The sequence below is a fragment of the Microbacterium sp. genome (genome assembly GCF_036823965.1).
Classification (GTDB): domain Bacteria; phylum Actinomycetota; class Actinomycetes; order Actinomycetales; family Microbacteriaceae; genus Microbacterium.
In genome coordinates this window covers 393216-410919 of record NZ_DAITBE010000002.1, presented here as the reverse complement: position 1 = coordinate 410919, position 17704 = coordinate 393216, and the positions used below count along the sequence as shown (strand labels likewise).

13 protein-coding genes are annotated in these 17704 nt (G+C 67.9%); 1 reads left to right on the top strand and 12 read right to left on the bottom strand.

Annotation, left to right across the window (positions count from 1 at the left end):
* Nucleotides 1-2: 2 nt before the first annotated feature.
* From V7Z82_RS06230 to V7Z82_RS06180, 11 genes are all read right to left on the bottom strand, one after another.
* Complete coding sequence (locus V7Z82_RS06230; RefSeq protein WP_334149113.1) at nt 3-1301, bottom strand: RNA polymerase sigma factor; 1299 nt, start codon at nt 1299-1301, stop codon at nt 3-5.
* A gap of 1 nt (nt 1302) precedes the next feature.
* Nucleotides 1303-1728 carry a YciI family protein gene (locus V7Z82_RS06225; protein WP_334149111.1) on the bottom strand — a complete coding sequence of 142 codons (426 nt, stop codon included), beginning with the start codon at nt 1726-1728 and terminating at the stop codon, nt 1303-1305.
* 197 nt (nt 1729-1925) lie between these two features.
* Nucleotides 1926-3341, bottom strand: a complete 1416-nt coding sequence (locus tag V7Z82_RS06220; RefSeq protein ID WP_334149109.1) for a glycosyltransferase — start codon at nt 3339-3341, stop codon at nt 1926-1928.
* 32 nt (nt 3342-3373) lie between these two features.
* Nucleotides 3374-4960, bottom strand: coding sequence for a glutamine-hydrolyzing GMP synthase (gene guaA, locus V7Z82_RS06215; protein ID WP_334149107.1), 1587 nt, complete (start codon nt 4958-4960; stop codon nt 3374-3376).
* Nucleotides 4957-5463 carry a DUF3817 domain-containing protein gene (locus tag V7Z82_RS06210; RefSeq protein WP_334149105.1) on the bottom strand — a complete coding sequence of 169 codons (507 nt, stop codon included), beginning with the start codon at nt 5461-5463 and terminating at the stop codon, nt 4957-4959. The genes guaA and V7Z82_RS06210 overlap by 4 nt, the downstream gene beginning before the upstream one ends.
* Nucleotides 5464-5526: 63 nt before the next feature.
* Entirely contained in the window at nt 5527-6504 is a 978-nt protein-coding gene (locus V7Z82_RS06205; RefSeq protein WP_334149103.1) for a class I mannose-6-phosphate isomerase, read from the bottom strand.
* The gene (locus V7Z82_RS06200) at nt 6501-7718 is read right to left on the bottom strand and encodes an ADP-dependent glucokinase/phosphofructokinase (RefSeq protein ID WP_334149101.1); all 1218 of its coding nucleotides are present in this window, start codon (nt 7716-7718) and stop codon (nt 6501-6503) included. Before V7Z82_RS06200 ends, V7Z82_RS06205 begins: the two co-directional genes overlap by 4 nt.
* 57 nt (nt 7719-7775) lie before the next feature.
* On the bottom strand, nt 7776-8639 hold the full coding sequence (locus V7Z82_RS06195) for a ketose-bisphosphate aldolase (RefSeq protein WP_334149099.1): 864 nt from the start codon (nt 8637-8639) through the stop codon (nt 7776-7778).
* A gap of 46 nt (nt 8640-8685) precedes the next feature.
* Entirely contained in the window at nt 8686-9531 is an 846-nt protein-coding gene (locus tag V7Z82_RS06190) for a carbohydrate ABC transporter permease (RefSeq protein ID WP_334149097.1), read from the bottom strand.
* A 2-nt stretch (nt 9532-9533) separates the two neighbouring features.
* Nucleotides 9534-10457, bottom strand: a complete 924-nt coding sequence (locus V7Z82_RS06185; RefSeq protein WP_334149095.1) for a carbohydrate ABC transporter permease — start codon at nt 10455-10457, stop codon at nt 9534-9536.
* An 80-nt stretch (nt 10458-10537) separates the two neighbouring features.
* Nucleotides 10538-11836: an ABC transporter substrate-binding protein gene (locus V7Z82_RS06180; protein WP_334149093.1), complete on the bottom strand. Its 1299-nt coding sequence runs from the start codon at nt 11834-11836 to the stop codon at nt 10538-10540.
* 235 nt (nt 11837-12071) lie between these two features.
* Between V7Z82_RS06180 and V7Z82_RS06175 the strand changes: the two genes are divergently transcribed.
* Nucleotides 12072-12878: a DeoR/GlpR family DNA-binding transcription regulator gene (locus V7Z82_RS06175; protein WP_334149091.1), complete on the top strand. Its 807-nt coding sequence runs from the start codon at nt 12072-12074 to the stop codon at nt 12876-12878.
* A gap of 117 nt (nt 12879-12995) precedes the next feature.
* On the opposite strand, the gene V7Z82_RS06170 is transcribed toward V7Z82_RS06175, so the two are convergent.
* Nucleotides 12996-17534, bottom strand: coding sequence for an ExeM/NucH family extracellular endonuclease (locus V7Z82_RS06170; RefSeq protein ID WP_334149089.1), 4539 nt, complete (start codon nt 17532-17534; stop codon nt 12996-12998).
* Nucleotides 17535-17704 lie beyond the last annotated feature (170 nt).

Below are 17704 nucleotides of genomic sequence, written 5' to 3'. Positions count from 1 at the left end.
GGTCACTCTGTCCCGCGGGACTTCTGCTCCAGCAGCCTCCGCTCGCGGTCGTTGCCGGCGAGTCCAGCCGCCACGGCGAATTCGCTCCTGGCCTCCTGCTCGCGGCCGAGCCGCAGCAGCAGCTCTCCCCGGGTGGCCGGCAGCAGGTGGTAACCGCGAAGCGCCCCGGACGCGTCGAGCCGGTCGATGATGCGGAGGGCGGATGCCGGTCCGGTCGCCATCGCGACGGCCGCGGCCCGATTCAACTCGACCACGGGTGACGGTGCGAGCCGCCCCAGCGCCTCGTAGAGCAGCACGATGCGGTCCCAGTCGGTCTCGTCGATCGAGGATGCGACCGCATGGCACTCCGCGATCGCGGCCTGCAGGCTGTACGCCGCTCGACCTCTCCCCCGGGCGTCGGCCTGCGCCAGGGCGGCACGACCCCGTGCGATGCGGCTGCGGTCCCAGCGGCTGCGATCCTGATCCGCCAGCAGCACCGGGTCGCCGTGCGCATCGGTGCGAGCGGGGAACCGCGCTGCCGTGAGCTCCATCAGCGCGAGCAGCCCGTAGGCCTCCGGCTCCCCGGGCACGAGCGCGACCAGCACCCGCGCGAGACGGATGGCCTCGACGCTCAGCTCGGGGCGCATCCAGTCGGAGCCGCTGCTTGCAGCGTGGCCCTCGTTGAAGATCAGATACAGCACGCCGAGGATCGCGCCGAGACGTGCCGCGTGCTCCTCCCGGGGCGGCAACTCGAACGGGACGTGCGCCGCGGCGAGGGTCTTCTTGGCTCGCACGATCCGCTGCTGCACCGTGGCCGTCGGCACGAGGAACGCGCGGGCGATCTCCTCGCTCGACAGGCCGCCGACCACCCGCAGTGTGAGCGCGACCTGGGCCTCCCGCGAGAGCACTGGGTGGCATGAGATGAAGATCAACCGCAGCACGTCGTCGTCGACGGCATCCGGATCCCACGGCGCATCCGGGGCATCCGCCTGTTCGCGTTCCAGGTCATGGGCGATCACGGCGATGCGCTCGTCGAGGCGTTCGCGTCTGCGCCAGCCGTCGACCGCCTTCCGCTTCGCCACGGCGGTCAGCCAGGCTGCCGGCGTGCGAGGCACGCCCTCGACCGGCCACTGTCGCAGGGCATCGACCAGGGCCTCCTGCGCGAGATCCTCGGCGAGCGAGAAGTCCCCGACCAGGCGGGTGAGCGTGCCGACGATGCGTGCAGACTCGATGCGCCACACGGCGGCGACGGCACGCTCCGCCGACCCGGGGGCGGGGGCGGAACGCGCGGTCTCGCTGCCTGCAGAGGCGTCGTCGCTCATGTCACTGCTGCGCGCGCTGCGCCTGGTCCTCGCGCCAGCCCGCTTCCTTCTCGATCCACTCGTTGTCGGCGGGGAAGTCCGAGGCGTCCGTCACGCGGCGCACCTCGAGGAACGACCCAGCACCGAGAGGTGCGCGGCTGGCCCACTCCGCCGCCTCTTCGCGGCTCGACACCTCGAGGATCCAGAAGCCGTTGAACAGCTCCTTGGTCTCGCCGTAGGGGCCGTCTGTGATGAGCGGGGTCTCGGCGCTGAAGTCGACGACGAATCCCTCGGCGGCATCCGTCAGACCTTCGCCGGCGGCGAGCACGCCCGCCTTGATCATGGACTCGTTGTACTTCCCCATGGCCTCGATGACCTGCTCGAAGGGGGTCTCCTTGTATGCCTCGACGGCCTCGTCGGTCGCGCGCATGATGAGCATGTACTTCATGATGTTCTCCTTGTTCTGGGGCCGGCTTCTCGACCCTCTCACTCAAGACGTCGAATGGGAATCGCCAGGATCGACATCCTCCGGAACTTTTTCTCGGATGCTCCTTCCGGTCGCAGTTCACGCTGCTTCCGGGCGCGCGCGACGGCGCGAACCGCGACCGGAAGGGCCGCGCTCTCGGGCGAGGGGACGCGCCGCGGTCAGGCGCGGCGCGAGGGCCGCGCGACGGCGTCGGAGATCGCCGCGGTGAGCGCGGTGAGCGAACGCTCCGGGCTCCAGGCCGCGGCGACCTCGGGTGCCTCTGCGCTCAGGCGTGCCCGCAGGCTCTCGTCGCCGAGCACACTGCGCAGCGCATCCGCCAGCGCTGCCTCGTCGCCGTACGGCACCAGCACGCCGCCGCCCTGTTCGAGGACATCACGGATGCCGTAGCGGGCGTCGTACGACACGACCGGCGCTCCATGCAGCAGCGCCTCGACGATCGACAGCGGCTGTCCCTCGAAGGCGGTCGCCGTGACCACGACGGACGCGCGGTCGAGCACCCGCCCGGGGTCGTCGGTGTACCCGGCGAGCACGACGCGGTCGCCGGCGCCGAGCTCGTCGATCAGCGCCGCGAGGGCATCCTGCTCGGGTCCGCCGCCCCAGATCTCCAGGCGCGTGCCAGGCACGTCGGCGGCGAGGAACGCACGGATCGCGTGATCCACGCGCTTGCCCGACGCGAGGCGTCCGAGCGCCACGACGAGTCCCGGTTCGCGCAGGTCGTCGCGGCGCTCGACCGCGGGGATCGGATTGGGCACGACCTCGTGCTGCGCCGCCGAGCCGAATCGGGCGACCACGTCGTCGCGCTGCGTGCCGGTCGGCCAGACCACCGCATCGAAGCGGTCGGCGAGGCCGAGCCAGCGCGTCCACAGCGCGTTCATCGGGGCGTCCGCGGTGTAAGGGGCCTCGAGGTGGATCGTGTGGATGGTGTGCAGGATGCGGACGCGGGGGTCGGACCAGCCGACGATGAGCTCGCCGAGCTGCCGGGACTCGCAGATCACGACGATCGGGCGCTCGCCGAGACCGGCCGTGACGTGCTGCAGCCAGGCGCGGTAGATCCCGCCGAAGCCCGGAAGCCCTCCGACCACGACGCCGTCGCCGCCGAAGACCTGCACCGGCTCGGTGCTCAGGTGCCAATCGGGATCGCCCGCGATCACCGGGAGCGCCACGAACGGCCGCCCCTCTGCATCCGCGATCGTCCGGTACTCGACGCCGTCGTTCGCCGTGAGGGCAGGGTCCGCAGCGGCGAGCAGCCACTCGGCCGCTCCCCCATCATCGTCCCTCGCCTCGTCGAAGAGGTTGCGCAGCCGGGACGGGTCGGTCAGGGCGCCGCGCTCCACGAACGTCGCGCGATGCTCGGCGTGCGCCTCGAGCGTGCCGGGATCGAACGTCAGCAGCTGCGGCCCGGCGCCGTCCCCGACGCCGGCACCGGCCAGCTGCCTGGCACGCGCGAGGGTCGCGATCGTGTACCCGCCGTCGAGCCCCGGGATCAGGCGGCTCGACAGCACCAGGTAGTCGGCGTCCGGCAGGACGCCTGCACCCGTCACTCCCACTCGCTCGCCGGCGCGATCGAGTGCCACGCTGTGCTCATGGTCGAGTGAGCGCGACTCCGTCACTCCCACTCGATGGTTCCCGGCGGCTTCGACGTCACGTCGAGCACGACGCGGTTGACGTCGCGGACGCCGTTCGTGATGCGGTTGGAGATCTTCGACAGCACGTCGTAGGGCAGGCGGGTCCAGTCGGCCGTCATGGCATCTTCACTCGACACCGGACGCAGCACGATCGGGTGACCGTAGGTGCGGCCGTCGCCCTGCACGCCGACCGAGCGGACGTCGGCCAGGAGCACCACAGGGCACTGCCAGATCTCCTGGTCGAGGCCCGCCTTCGTGAGCTCCTCGCGCGCGATGGCATCTGCCTCGCGGAGGATCTCGAGACGGTCCTGGGTGACCTCGCCGATGATGCGGATGCCGAGGCCCGGTCCGGGGAACGGCTGGCGTCCCACGATCGCCTCCGGGATGCCGAGCTCGCGACCGATCGCGCGGACCTCGTCCTTGAACAGGGCGCGCAGCGGCTCGATCAGCTCGAAGTCGAGGTCGTCCGGCAGCCCGCCGACGTTGTGGTGCGACTTGATGTTCGCGGTGCCTGCCCCGCCGCCGGACTCGACGACGTCCGGGTAGAGCGTGCCCTGCACGAGGAACTTCACCGGAGCGCCGCCGGAGGCCTTCGCCTCGGCGACCAGGTCGAGCTGCACCTTCTCGAACGCGCGGATGAACTCGCGGCCGATGATCTTGCGCTTCTCCTCGGGGTCGGTCACACCCTTCAGGTGGCCGAGGAACGTCTCTGCCGCGTCGACCGTGATCAGCCGCACACCGGTGGACTCGACGTAGTCCTGCTCGACCTGCTCGCGCTCGCCCTTGCGGAGGAGGCCGTGGTCGACGAAGACCGCGGTGAGCTGGTCGCCGATCGCCTTGTGCACGAGCGCCGTTGACACGGCGGAGTCGACGCCGCCGGAGAGCGCGGAGATGACGCGAGCGTCACCGACCTGCTCGCGGATCCGCTCGATCTGCTCGGCGATCACGTTGCCGCTGTTCCAGTCGGACGCCAGGCCGGCACCCTTGTGCAGGAAGTTCTCGAGCACCTGCTGCCCGTGGTCGGAGTGCTTGACCTCGGGGTGCCACTGCACGCCGTAGAAGCCGCGCTCCTCGTTCGCGAAGGCGGCGACCTTGGTCGCATCCGTCGTCGCGAGCACATCGAAGCCCTCTGGTGCCTTGGCGACCTGGTCGCCGTGGCTCATCCAGACGTTCTGCGCTGCGGGCTGACCGCCGAGCAGCGTCCCGCCGTCGCCGGAGATCACGGCATCCGTGGCTCCGTACTCGCGCAGGCCGGTGTTCGCGACCTCGCCGCCGAGGGTCTGAGCCATGTACTGGAAGCCGTAGCAGATGCCGAGCGTCGGCACACCGAGCTCGAAGACTGCGGGGTCGAGGCGCGGAGCGCCTTCCTCGTACACCGAAGACGGACCGCCGGAGAGGATGATGGCGACCGGGTTCTTGGCCGCGATCTCCTCCGCCGTGGCGGTGTGCGGCACGATCTCGCTGTAGACACCGGCCTCACGGACACGACGGGCGATCAGCTGCGCGTACTGCGCGCCGAAGTCGACGACGAGCGCTGGGCGCTGCTGGGTCTCTGACTGTTCGGTCAACGGACACCTTCCGGGGCAGGGGCCTCAGCGGCCTCTCTTGTGGCGAGATAGGTCTTCACTTCGCGGGCGACGATGGTCTCCATGATGAAGGAGAGCAGCGGGATGACGCCGCCGAGTGCGAGCAGGATGAAGCGGCGGAACGGCCAGCGCATCAGACTCCACATGCGGAAGCACGCGAACAGGTAGACGACGTAGAACCAGCCGTGCGCGACCAGGATGAACAGCGACAGGTTGAACCCGTCACCGAGCGAGGTCATCTCGCAGGAGTTCGTCATCGGGGCGAACAGCGACCACCACTGGCAGTCGGGTCCGGCGAGGACGCCGGCGAACCAGAGCGCTCCTCCCGACCCTCCGGCGAAGAGTTCGAGGTGGATCGGCGTGTACTTGAGCACCATCTCGGCGAGCAGCAGGAGCAGCATGACTCCGGTGATGATCGACGCGATCTGGTAGAACTTCAGCGCACCACGGATCGCCGGAAAGCTGGCGACTTTCGGTTCGGGCATGCGACCAGTCTAGTCGGCGCGAGAATGCGCCGAAGGAGCACCGGGCGGCTGGTCTGGTCAGGCTCAGGCCGCCGGTGGACGCGCGACCAGCAGCTCTCCGTCACCCATCGCCGTGAGCTGCCCTGCACTCGCGGGCACCAGCAGGGTCGATCCGGCGCCGAAGCGCTCACCGGCGATCTCGACGGCACCGGCGGTCACCACCACGATCGAGAAGCCGGCCTCGATCGTGACGACGCCGCTGACCGGGAACCGATCGAGGCGGAAGTACTCGTCAGCGTCCAACGGGAGCGCGGCGCCGGAGGCGGGCGCTTTCCGCACGATGTTGCGCATGTCGTCGAAACTGCGGCCGTGGGTGTTCACCGCCGTGAGAGCGAGCTCGAAGCCCAGCCCCAGGTGCCCGAGCCCGGGACCGTCGATCGCGAACCCCTCCCACTCGAGCAGGATCGACAGGTCCTCCGGCTGCTGCAGCTCGAGCAGCAGCACACCGGCGCCGATCGCGTGCAGCTCCCCCGCGGGCACCCACACGACATCCCCAGGGGCCACCGGGATCTCGTGCAGCAGGCCGAGCAGCGCATCGACGTCCTGCCGGGCGACCAGCTCGGCGAGCGCTGCCGGGTCGACGTCATCGCGCAGGCCGATGTGCACCGGCCCACCCTCGAGGATGTACCAGGCCTCCGCCTTGCCGTGCGCGCGCCCCAGGTGCGTGGCGGCGAAATCGTCATGCGGATGCGCGTGCACCGGAAGCCGTTGGCCGGCGTCGAGGATCTTCACCAGCAGACGGATGTCCGCACCCCACCGATCCACGTGCTCGGCGCCGAGCCAGGCGACGGGGTCGGCCTCGACGGCATCGCGCAGCACGCGTCCGTCCGGCAGGGTGCTCAGACCGAGCGTCTCCTCGCCGCGGATCGTCGTGGTCGACGCTACCCAGTCCTCCGGCACGCGCTCGGTCGCACCGCTCTCGCCACGGAAGGCATCGAGGCGCTCGCCACCGCGGTAGAAGCGCTCCGGCGGGCGGTTCGAGGAGAGTCGTATCGGGTTCATCGTTGCAATCCGTCCTGTGCATGTGCGTGTGCGTGTGCGTGTGCGGCGAGGAAACCGCCGACGAAGCTGTCGCCGAGACCGATCGTCGTGGGGTGCGCGACGTCGAGCGCGAAGGCCGGAACGCCGACCGCATCCGGAAACGCGAGCTCCACCGCATCCACGAGGACTGCCCCACCGCGGTGTCGTGCCATCGCTGCGGTCGCCTCGGCCTCGGCAGCGCTGAAGTCATCACCGAGCCGATATCGGGTCGCGGCCACCCGCACCGCGCTCTCCACGGCGTCACGGTGACGCGCGGCATCCGCGCCGACCGCGATCGCCCAGTGCCTGGTGTGCACGACGAGCGTGGGCACCTGGATGATCCGCTGCACCTCGCCCAGGGCACGCACCACGTCGGCTGCGTCGAGCAGATCGACGGCATGGCCGACGTACTCCTGCAGCTCGTCCTCGTTCATGCCGTAGACGTCGATGTGCGGCAGCAGGCGCCCCCGCACCGTCTCGGCGAACGCCCGCGTGTAGAAGCCGGCGTCCTCGTAGTAGACCAGTGCGTCATCGGGGAGCCGCCGCATCGCGAGCACGATCTCGTCGAGCCGCTGTTCGAGCAGCGCATGGTCCTGCATCGTGTTGAAGCCGGAGATCAGGAACGCGGACGCCGTGGCGAGCGCATCCGGCAATCCGGCGGCGAGCGCCATCTCGCGGTTCGGCGGGTCATTCGCGAAGATCAGCCGATTCGCGGCGGGTGAGACGATGTCGCCGTCGAGCAGCCGCACCGTCGCCCCCACCGGATACTGCACGATCAGGTGCGGGTCGAGGGTGTCGTGCTCAGCGGACGACAGGATCGTGATCGCCGACGGCAGCAGCCGCCGCACGTTGTCGTCGATGCTCACGAGGTGCTGCACGCTGGGGATGCCGAGGCTGTCGAGCACGAGTCCTGCCCGCACCCCGGTGCCGCCGAGGGTCACGTCGTACGCGAAGTGCGACGCGAACCCCTCGACGACCTCGGAGGAGGCGACGAACCGTTCAGCCCCTGTGCCCGCAGCGACGAACGCGAGGACCGTGACGAGCAGCGACCGCTCGTCGACGACCGGCGCCGAGGGCGTCAGCTCATGCCGCCGCACCCGATGCTCGTGCGCCAGCCGTTCGATCACGGCGGAGTCCCACCGCAGCTCGAAGTCGACGGTGCCGCCGAGCCCGAGCACGAGCTGCCTGTCACTCACTGTCACTGTTCCCGTCGCCGATCATCCCTCGATCGCCCTCCCCCTCGAACGCGTCGCTCAGTACAGGTCGGCCTTGCCGTCTGCACCGAACAGCTTGATCTTCTCAGCCGCCGTGACCTTCATGGCGGCGATCGGCTCCGGCTGGATCGCGTTCGGCTCGCGCAGACGCTCGTCGGTTCCGAGGATCTCACGCATGCGGTTGTGGTACGAGACCTTGATGTCGCTCGAGATGTTGATCTTGTTGACGCCGAGCTCCACCGCGCGGCGCAGCTCGGCATCCGGGTTCGACGATCCGCCGTGCAGCACGAGCGGGATCTTCACCGCTGCCTTGATCTGCTCGAGCAGGTCGTGACGCAGCTCGGGGTTCTTCTCAGCCGGGTACAGGCCGTGCGAGGTGCCGATCGCGATCGCGAGGCTGTCGACGCCGGTCTCGTTCACGAAGCGCACCGCGTCGTCCGGGTTCGTGTAGATGATCTCCGCTGCGCCGGACTCGCCGTAGCTGTCGTTCGCGCCGATGGTGCCGAGCTCGCCCTCGACCTGCACGCCCACCGCGTGCGCGGCTTCGACGACCTTGCGGGTGAGCGCCACGTTCTCATCGAACGGCAGCAGCGAGGCGTCGATCATGACCGAGGTGAAGCCGGCCTGGATCGCGACGATCATCTGCTCGTAGGTGCCGCCGTGGTCCCAGTGGATCGCGACAGGGACGCTGGCGCGGTGCGCCCGCGAGTGCATCGCTGCGATCAGGTCGGTCGTGATGTGGGAGACCTCGTCCGGGTGGATCGCGATGATGACCGGTGCGGACAGTTCCTCGCTGATGTCGATGATGCCGTTGAACATCGCCCAGTCGCTGATGTTGAACGCGGGGATCGCGAAGTTGTTCGCGTTCGCGACATCGAGGATTGATTTGCCGGTGTAGAGCACGTGATTCTCCTGTTTTCGTGATGGTCGAAGTGAAAGGTGACGAAGGTCAGCTCTTCACGGAGCCCGCAGTGAGCCCGCTGATGAAGTAGCGCTGGAAGAAGAGGAAGAGGATCAGCACCGGGATCGAACCGAGCACGCTCATCGCCATGATCTGATTCCACTCGTAGGAGTGCTGCCCCATCAGGAGCTGGATGCCGATGGGCACGGTGCGCATGTCGATCGTTCGGGTGAGCGTCAGCGCGAACAGATACTCGTTCCACGCGATCATGAACGTGTAGATGCCGACTGAGACGATGCCGGGCACGGAGATCGGCACGAGGATGCGCCACAGCGCGGTCATGGATCCGGCGCCGTCGACGCGCACCGCCTCGTCGAGCTCCTTCGGCAGGGTGTTGAAGTAGCCGGTCATCATGATGATCGCGTAGGGCAGCGTGAACACCATGTAGGTGAGGATCAGGCCGAGGTACGAGTTGTACAGCCCGAGGCCGACCATGAGCCCGAAGTACGGGATCAGCAGGGTGATCGGCGGCACGGCCTGCACGCTGACGATCACCACGTTCAGGATGCGCTTGCCCCGGAACTCGAAGCGGCTGAAGGCGTAGGCGGCCTGGATCGCGACGATCAGCGTCAGGATCGTCACAGCGCCCGCGACGATGTAGCTGTTCAGGAAGAACCGCATCGTCTCGGGGTTCGTGAAGATCGCGATGTAGGCGTCGAACGAGAACGTGTCGGTGATCAGCCGCGGCGGGAGCTCGAAGATCTGCGTGTTCGACTTGAACGAGCTGGACAGCATCCAGAGCACCGGTCCTGCGGCGAACACGGCTCCGAGGATGAGGCCGATCGTGACACCGGTCTTCTGGACGCTGCGCTGAGCCTTGACGGTGAGCGCCATGATCAGTCCCTCGCTTTCTGGTGACGGACGTAGAACACGGCGAGCACCATCGACATGAGGAGCACGAGGACGGCTGAGGTCGCCGCGAGCGAGAAGTCGTACTTCGCGAAGGCCAGCTTGTAGGTGAAGGTGCTGAGCACCTCGGTCACATCGATCGGGCCACCGCCGGTGGTCATCCAGATCAGCGCGAACTGCTGCGAGGTCCAGATCAGGTCGAGCAGCACGAGGCTGATGATGATCGGGCGGAGCTGCGGGATGGTCACGTTCCAGAAGCGCTGGATCGCGCCTGCGCCGTCGACGGTCGCCGCCTCGTTGAGCTCGTTCGGGATGCCCTGGAGGCCTGCGAGCAGGCTGACCATGAAGAACGGGTAGCCGGCCCAGATGTTGATGAAGATGATGGTGCCGAGCGCGAGCTGCGGTGAGGCGAGCCACTCGATGTCGGTGTTGAGCAGGAAGTTGATGACGCCGTTGGGGGCGAGGAGCATGCGCCACAGGACCGCGATCACGGCGACCGTGAAGAGCCACGGCAGCACGTACAGGGCCCGGAAGAGCGAGCGGGCGAAGCCGCCGAGCAGGGGGCTGTTCAGCATCATCGCGAAGCCGAGTCCGAGCACGAGGTGCGCGACGACGCTGGCGACGGTGAACATGATCGTGTTGCCGGTGGCCTTCCAGAACCCGGGATCCGAGAGGATCTCCACGTAGTTCTGGATGCCGACGAACTCCGGCGACTTGTTCAGGATCACGTTGTCCTGGAACGAGTACCCGATCACCATGATGATCGGGACGATCATCAGCACGAACAGCAGGATGATCGTCGGCGAGAGGAAGGCGTAGGACTCCGTGGTCTTGCGCAGCTGCCGACGGCGGCGTGACAGCGAGACCCCGGTGACGATCACCTCGGTGTCGTCGTGGGTTCTGAGGCTCATGGGAACCGGTACTCCTTGGTTGGTCGGGTGCCGCATCGCATCGGCGATGCGGCACCCAGTTCAGGTGGGAGGCGGGAGAGTCAGAACTCCGCTTCCCAGGCCTCCTGTGCCTTCTTCAGCGCGTCGTCGATCGACTGCTGTCCGTCGAAGGCCGCCTGCAGCTGCTCGCCGAGCAGGCGCATGAGCTCCTCGGCGACGGGGAGTCCGGTGAACTCGTTCGCCGGGTAGCCCGCCTGGTAGATCTCGAACGCCTTCTTGAAGAGCTCGTCGTCGTTCACGAAGTCGGGCACGGACTTGGAGTTGCCGGGGAACGCCTTCGCCATGGTCGACAGCTCGGAGTTGGTGTCCTCGCTCATCAGGAACTCGACGAGCTTGAACGCGGCTTCCTTGTGCTCGGAGTTCTCGGCGACGCCGATGCCCCACGATGCGTACGGGATGCCTCGTTCGCCGTCGTATCCGTCTTCAGCGGGGAGCGCCGAGATCGAGAACTTCAGGTCGGGATTCGTCTCGCGGATCAGGTTGATGTGCGCGAGCGAGTCGATCATCATGCCGACACGACCGTTCGTGAACTCCTCGACCTTGTCCTGCTCCTTCATGGTGAAGGAGCCGGAGGCGATCGAGCCGTCGTCCCACAGGCCGCCGATGAAGTCGACCGCCGAGGTGACGTCGTCGTTCGTCAGGTCGGGCTTGCCGTCCTTCAGCATCGAGCCGCCGGAGGCCCACACCCACGACATGACGTCGTTCTGCACGCCGTTCGGCGCTTCGAGCGACAGCGGGAGAACCCAGCCGGACGCATCGCCGCCGAGGGCGGAGACCTTCGCCGCGGCATCCGCGAACTCGGTGCGGGTGGTCGGCGGGGCGGTGACGCCGGCCTCGGCCAGCAGGGTGTCGTTCGTGAACATCGGGTACACGAAGTTCACGACCGGGATCATGTACGTGCTGCCGTCGACCTGGATCTGGCTCGCCAGCTCGCTGTCGTCGTAGTCGTACTCCTTCATGAGCGCGCTCAGGTCGGAGATGACGCCCTGCGAGGCGAAGTCGTTCACCCAGGCGCCGTCGAGACCGACGACGTCGGGCATGGTGCCGGATGCCGCGCCCGCGAAGAGCTGCTCCTTGGTCGATGCGTACGGGCCGCTCACGAGGTCGACCGTGATGCCGGGGTTCGCCTCTTCGAACTTGTCGATCAACGCGCGGAACTCGCCGTCGGGGAGTTCGGGCTCCCACCACTGCGCGAATTCGATCGTCACGTCACCGTCACTGCCGCCGCTGTCGCCGGACGTGCTGGGGGTGCAACCAGCCACCACCAGCATCGAAACGGCTGCGGTCGCGGCGCCGACGATCTTCAGGGTCCGCCGCTGCCCTCGTCCCACTGTGGTCATCACACTTTCTCCTCTTCGAGATGGTGCCGCATGACGCGCTTCGGTGCTTGTTCATGCGGTTTTGAGCAATGTTATGCCGACATCTGCAGAAACGTCAAGGGTTGGCACGAAACAAGTTGCGACCAATCCTCCGCCGATTCCGCGTCAGCACGCGGAAAGTCGCCGACGGATCAGGAATGCTGTTTTCTGCGCATGTATGCGGCGTTGTCCGCGTTCATGTGCTAGAGATGTGTGCATGGAAGCTTCTGGAACGGCACAACGACGTCGCCTCCCTGCAGGAAGAAAGGCCGATCTGGCCTCCTACGTCGAGCAGACCGGCCAGGTCACCGTCAGCGATCTCGCCGAGCATTTCAGCGTCTCGATCGACACCATCCGCCGAGATCTCGACCAGCTCGACCGGGAGGGCGTGCTCGTCCGCACCCATGGCGGCGCCGTCAGCACCGCGAGCGGTCCGCTGAAGGACCGCGCACTCGATGTGCGAATGCGCGTGCAGACCGAGGAGAAGGAGCGCATCGCCCGCATCGCCGCCGACCTCGTGCAGAACGGCTCGGTGGTCATGCTGAACGCCGGCACCACGACGCTCGCTGTCGCACGCGCGCTGCGCAACCATCAGGACCTGACGATCGCCACGAACAACCTGCGCATCCCCGCCGAGATCGCGCCGTCGGCCTTCCGCGACCTCTACCTCTTCGGGGGCGCGGTCCGTTCGATCACGCAGGCGACGACAGGGCCGGTCACGTTCACGATGACGCCAGGCGGCCCCGAGGTCGACATCCGCTGCGACCTCGCCCTGATCGGTGTCGGCGCCGTCGACGAGGAGGGATACTCTGCCTCGAACCTCGGTGATGCCGCGATGATGTCCGAGATGATGCAGCGCGCGGAGCGCACCGCCATCCTCGCCGACTCCTCGAAGCTCGACCGGCGCTTCTTCGCGCAGATCGCGCACCTCGACCAGGCCGACTACCTGATCACGGATGCACCGCCGCCCCCGCACATCGCCGCAGCCCTCGCCCAGGCCGACGTGCAGGTGCTCACGCCCTGAAGCACACGTGCCGAACCGGCCCCCTGAGCGCGACCCGGCCCCCTGAGTGAAGCACTCAGGGGGCCGGGTCGCATCAGAGGGGCCGGTTCGGCACCCGTCAGGACTGGATCAGAACCATCAGAACCATCCGCTGATCAGGCTCCAGAGCCAGTCGAGGATCGCGCCGATGATGCCGCCTGGGCGGTTGACGGTGACCGTGGCGGTCGCCGCATCCCCATCGGCCTGCGCCGCCGCGACGGTGTACTTTCCGGACGGTGCGCTCTTCGGCACGGTGACCGAGGTGCTGAACGTGCCGTCTGCACCGACCGTGACCGTGCCGACCTGGACCGGGTTGCCCTTCTTGGGGTGCAACTCGATGCTCACGGTCTCGCCCGGCAGGTAGCCTGCTCCGGTGACCTGGAGCTTCTTGCCAGCGGTCACCTTCGAGGATCCGAGGTCGATCGTTCCGGCGAAGGCTTCCTCCCCGTTGATCGTGAACGGCACCTGCACGGTCGTCCCGGTCCCGGCGACGGCCACGGTGAGCACCTGCTCACCGAAGACACCCGACGGAACAGTGAACGTCAGGCTGGCCCGCCCTGCCTCATCGGTCGTGTCGACGATGGTCGGGTCGACCGCGCCGCTTGCGAGCTGCGTGCCGCCCAGAGAGAGCGTCACCTCGCCTGGTGCCGGCTCCCCCGCGCTGAACGCGAGCGAGGAGAGCGAGACGGTGACCTGGTCGCCCGCGCTGTAGCCGTCGGCATCCGCTGCGCTGACCGAGACGCCGACCGCACGCTGCGCCTGATCGGGTGTCGCGGTCTTGTTGGCGTCGAACCAGTCGACCATCGACTGCAGGTCGACCTTGCCGGTGTCGCGCTTGCCGGTGCCCTCCTTGAAGGTGAAGAAGTTGTCTCCACCCGCCGCGAGGAACGAGTTGGCTGCGACCGTGTAGCTCGCCGCCGGGTCGATCGGTGTGCCGTTCAGTGTGATCGAGGTGACCCGCGAACCCTGTGCCGCGGCGGGGTCGTATGCGTAGACCAGCCCCTCCGAGACGCCGAGCTTCAGGAACGGTCGAGCCGAACCGGCCGGCTGCCACTGCTCCTCCAGCACGCCCTTCAGCTGCGCACCCGTGAGGGAGAGCGTGACGAGCGTGTTGGCGAACGGCTGCACCGTCGCCGCCTCGCGGTACGTGACGTTGCCGTCCGGATCCGACGCGTTGGACGAGGCGTAGGTCAGGTTGGCGCGGATGCCGCCCGGGTTCATCAGTGCGATGTCGGCACCCGTCGACCATTTCTGCACGTCGGCGACGAAGTTGCCGATGGTGGACTCGCCACCGCGGTTCTCCGAGCCGTTCGTCTGGCGAGCACGGTTGAAGTCGGCCGTGATATCGCCCACCTTGATCGCACCCAGCACGTCGGCTTCGGCCTTCGCCTTCGCGACGATGTCCGCCACCTCAGGCACCGCCGGGTACAGCGGCTGGCCCGCAGCCGTGAGCGGCTTGATCTGGTTGGTGATCGAGAGCAGCTCCTTCGTCTTCGGGTCGACCTGGAGGTTCATCAGCCCCAGGTTCTCGCCGTACTGGCCGGCCGAGACGACCGGTCGTCCGTCGATCACGTGGTTGTACGCCAGGTGCGTGTGCGCCGAGACGATCGCGTCCACGTCCTGATCGACCCCGTAGACGATCTCGCCGAGCGGAGAGTCCTCGGTGATGCTCGAGAGCTCGACGCTGGCCGCGCCCTCGTGCACCAGGAGGATGATCACGTCGGCCTCGCCGTTCGACGCGTCGCCGTCGCGCAGGTCGTCGGCCACCGCGTTCACGGAGTCGACGATGCTGCGGACCTCGAGGTCAGCGATGCCTTCCGGCGACACGAGCGAGTCGAGGTCCTCCGTGACCGCGCCGATGAAGCCGACCTTCACACCGTCGAGCTCCTTGACCCAGGCGGGTGCGAGCGCGGGCTCGCCGGTCTCGGTGAGGAACACGTTCGACGAGATGTACTCCCAGTCAGCTCGGTCCTGCACACGGTCGCGCAGATCCTCCCAGCCCTGGTCGAACTCGTGGTTGCCCGCGGCGCTCACATCGAGACCGGCCGCGTTCAGCGCGTCGATCGTCGGGTTGTCGTCGTTGATGAACGACGTGAACGTCGACGCGCCGATCAGGTCGCCGGCTCCGGCGAAGATCGTGTTGGGGTTCGCCTCGCGGAACTGCTTGACGGCGCCCGCGACGACCGCAGCTCCTGCGGCAGCACCATCGGCTTCGATGCGTCCGTGGAAGTCGTTGATCGTGACGACGTCGATGCTCACCGGCGGGATCTCCGAGGAGACGCCGACGATGATCGGGTCGTGGTCGCTGGACCGGTACGGCGTCCCTGCCTCGGTGGCGCCGAACGCATAGCCGCGGTCGCTCCACTCCGGCGAGTTGATCGTCCAGACACCGGCGCCCGTGATCGACGCGCTCAGCGAGGGCGAGGCGATCACGTGGTCGAGCGAGCCGAGCGCGCCGTCGAACGAGTAGGTGTACTGCCCGTCGGTCTTGTCGGCGACCAGGTCACTCCAGCCCTTCGAGGTGAAGACGTCGATCGGATCTTCCTTGCCGTAGGCGTTGAAGTCGCCGATCAGCAGCATGTCGCTGCTGCCGGTGCTGTCTTCGAGCGTCTCGGTGAATGCCAGGATCGCGTTCGCCTGTCCGACGCGGTCGGCGTTGAAGAAGCCCTGACCATCGGCCGGCTCAGCACCGGCCCCCGAGGGCGGCGACTTGGACTTCAGGTGGTTCGCGACCACCGTGACCACGCGGCCGTCGATGTCGAACGCCTGGGCGATCGGCTCTCTGGCGTTGCCCCACACGGTCTCGTCGGTGACCGTGGCGCTGTCACCGACGGTCGTGACGGCGTCCTTCTTGTAGATGATCGCGTTCGTGATGAAGTCGGTCGTCGCCGCGTTGTTCAGCGCGTCCGGCGTCGGCACGTAGTCCCAGACCTCGCTGCCGGCGTCCGCGTTCAGACCGGCGACCAGATCCTTGAGCGCCGTGTCGATCGGCTTGCCCAGCTTGACCGAGTTCTCGATCTCCATGAGCGAGACGATCTCGGCGTCGAGCCCGTTGATGGCCGCGACGATCTTCGACTTCTGGATCGCGAACTGGGCGGCGTTCGCCGCTCCGCGCGCGTCAGGGTTCTCGGACTGCAGCGTCGTGAAGTAGTTGTAGACGTTGAACGACGCGACCTGCACATCGCCCCCGACCTCAGGCGGCGTCGTCGTGCGCGCGTTCGTGGCTTCGAACCCTGCCTTGAGCGAGGCGGGCGATGCGTCGTCGATCGGCACGGTCGGCTGCAGACGCCAGTCGTCGAAGCCCCACTGCAGCACGTAGCCCGTGTCGCTGAAGTCGACGGTGTCGCCGTTGCGCACGACCGTGTCGGTCGTGAAGTACGGCTGCTCGCCGGGGTGCGTGCTGTTGCCGACCTGCACGGACCAGCCGTCATCGAGCAGGATCCGGTTCGCGCGGTTCGCCGCGGCGATGGCCGCGGCCTCGGCGCCGGGACGCGTGGTCTCGGTGCTCTTGACGTTCAACTCGCCCGGGTTCAGCCACAGCGTTCCGAAGTTGTAGAGCTGGTGGCTCGAGGCGAGGCGGTAGGACCCGGTGGGCGCGACGAGCATGTTCTCGTACTGCTCACGGTCGGCGCCGCGCACGGTGTCGGGCAGCGGCGTGACCTCCGGGACGCCTGCACCGGGGGTGACGACCGTGATGCCCGAGAGCGCCGTCGGGTTCACCTGGGTCTGGCCGAAGTACTCGCTCACCGAGCCGGTGACCGAGACGAGGTCGCCGATCGCGAGGTTCGGAGCCAGCGCGTTCAGGAAGACGAAGACGCCGTCGGATGCTCCGGGCGTCGCGTCGTTCGCGCCGCCGGAGCCCTGGGTCTGGATCGAGATGCCCTTGTAGCCGCCCGTGCGGTAGTCGCCGGTCACGACGCCCTCGACCGTGACGGTCTGGCCGTTCAGCGGCGAGACGTCGGCGGTGCCCTGCACCTCGGCGATCGAGACCTTCTTGGGGTCCGTTCCGGGATCGGTGCCCGGATCCGTTCCCGGATCGGTGCCGCCGGAGTTCTGCGGGGTGATCGTGGCGGAGAGCGAGAAGTCCGCGCTGTTGTCGTCGGTATCAGCACCGTTCGTGCGGTTCAGCGACTTGACGTCGGTGTTCCCTGTGGGCGGGGTCGCCGCCGCGGTCTCGAAGGTGTTCGACGTGCCGTAGCCGAGCAGATCGACCACGCCGTCGACGCCTGCGACCGAGCCGGGGGTCAACGCGACCGGCGCCGTGCCCTCGACGAGCGCGAGCGTGCCGTTGGTGCCGCTCGGGGTCAGGGTGCTGACCGCATCGGGGTCGGGCAGCGCTGCGCCGTTGGTCCCGTTGCTGTTGCCCTGCACCAGGTAGTAGCCGCCTGCGGGGATCACGCCGGTCAGCGGTGCGACACCGTTGAAGTTCGCCGTGCCGGTCGCCGAGCGGTACTGCAGCGAGAACCCGTCGAGGGTGACCGGCTCGGACGTCGGGTTGTACAGCTCGACGAACTTGTTCGTGAACGCGGCACCGGCGCTGCCTCCGGAGAGGTACGCCTCATTGATCACCACCCCCGTCCCGGTGGTGTCTGCGAACGCGGGCGCTGCGGTCAGCGAGCCGAAGCCCAGTGCTGCCACACAGGTCAGTGCGAGAGCGCCGACGCGCCCCCTGTTTCTGCGGTGCGAGACGGGGACCATGCGGTTCCCATCCTCTGGAGCGGACATCATCGGTGCGGTCTCCTCGGTCGGTGTAGCGACATCTCTCATGAATCTGTCACGGCGCGCACTGGGACCTCCCAGCCCGCACA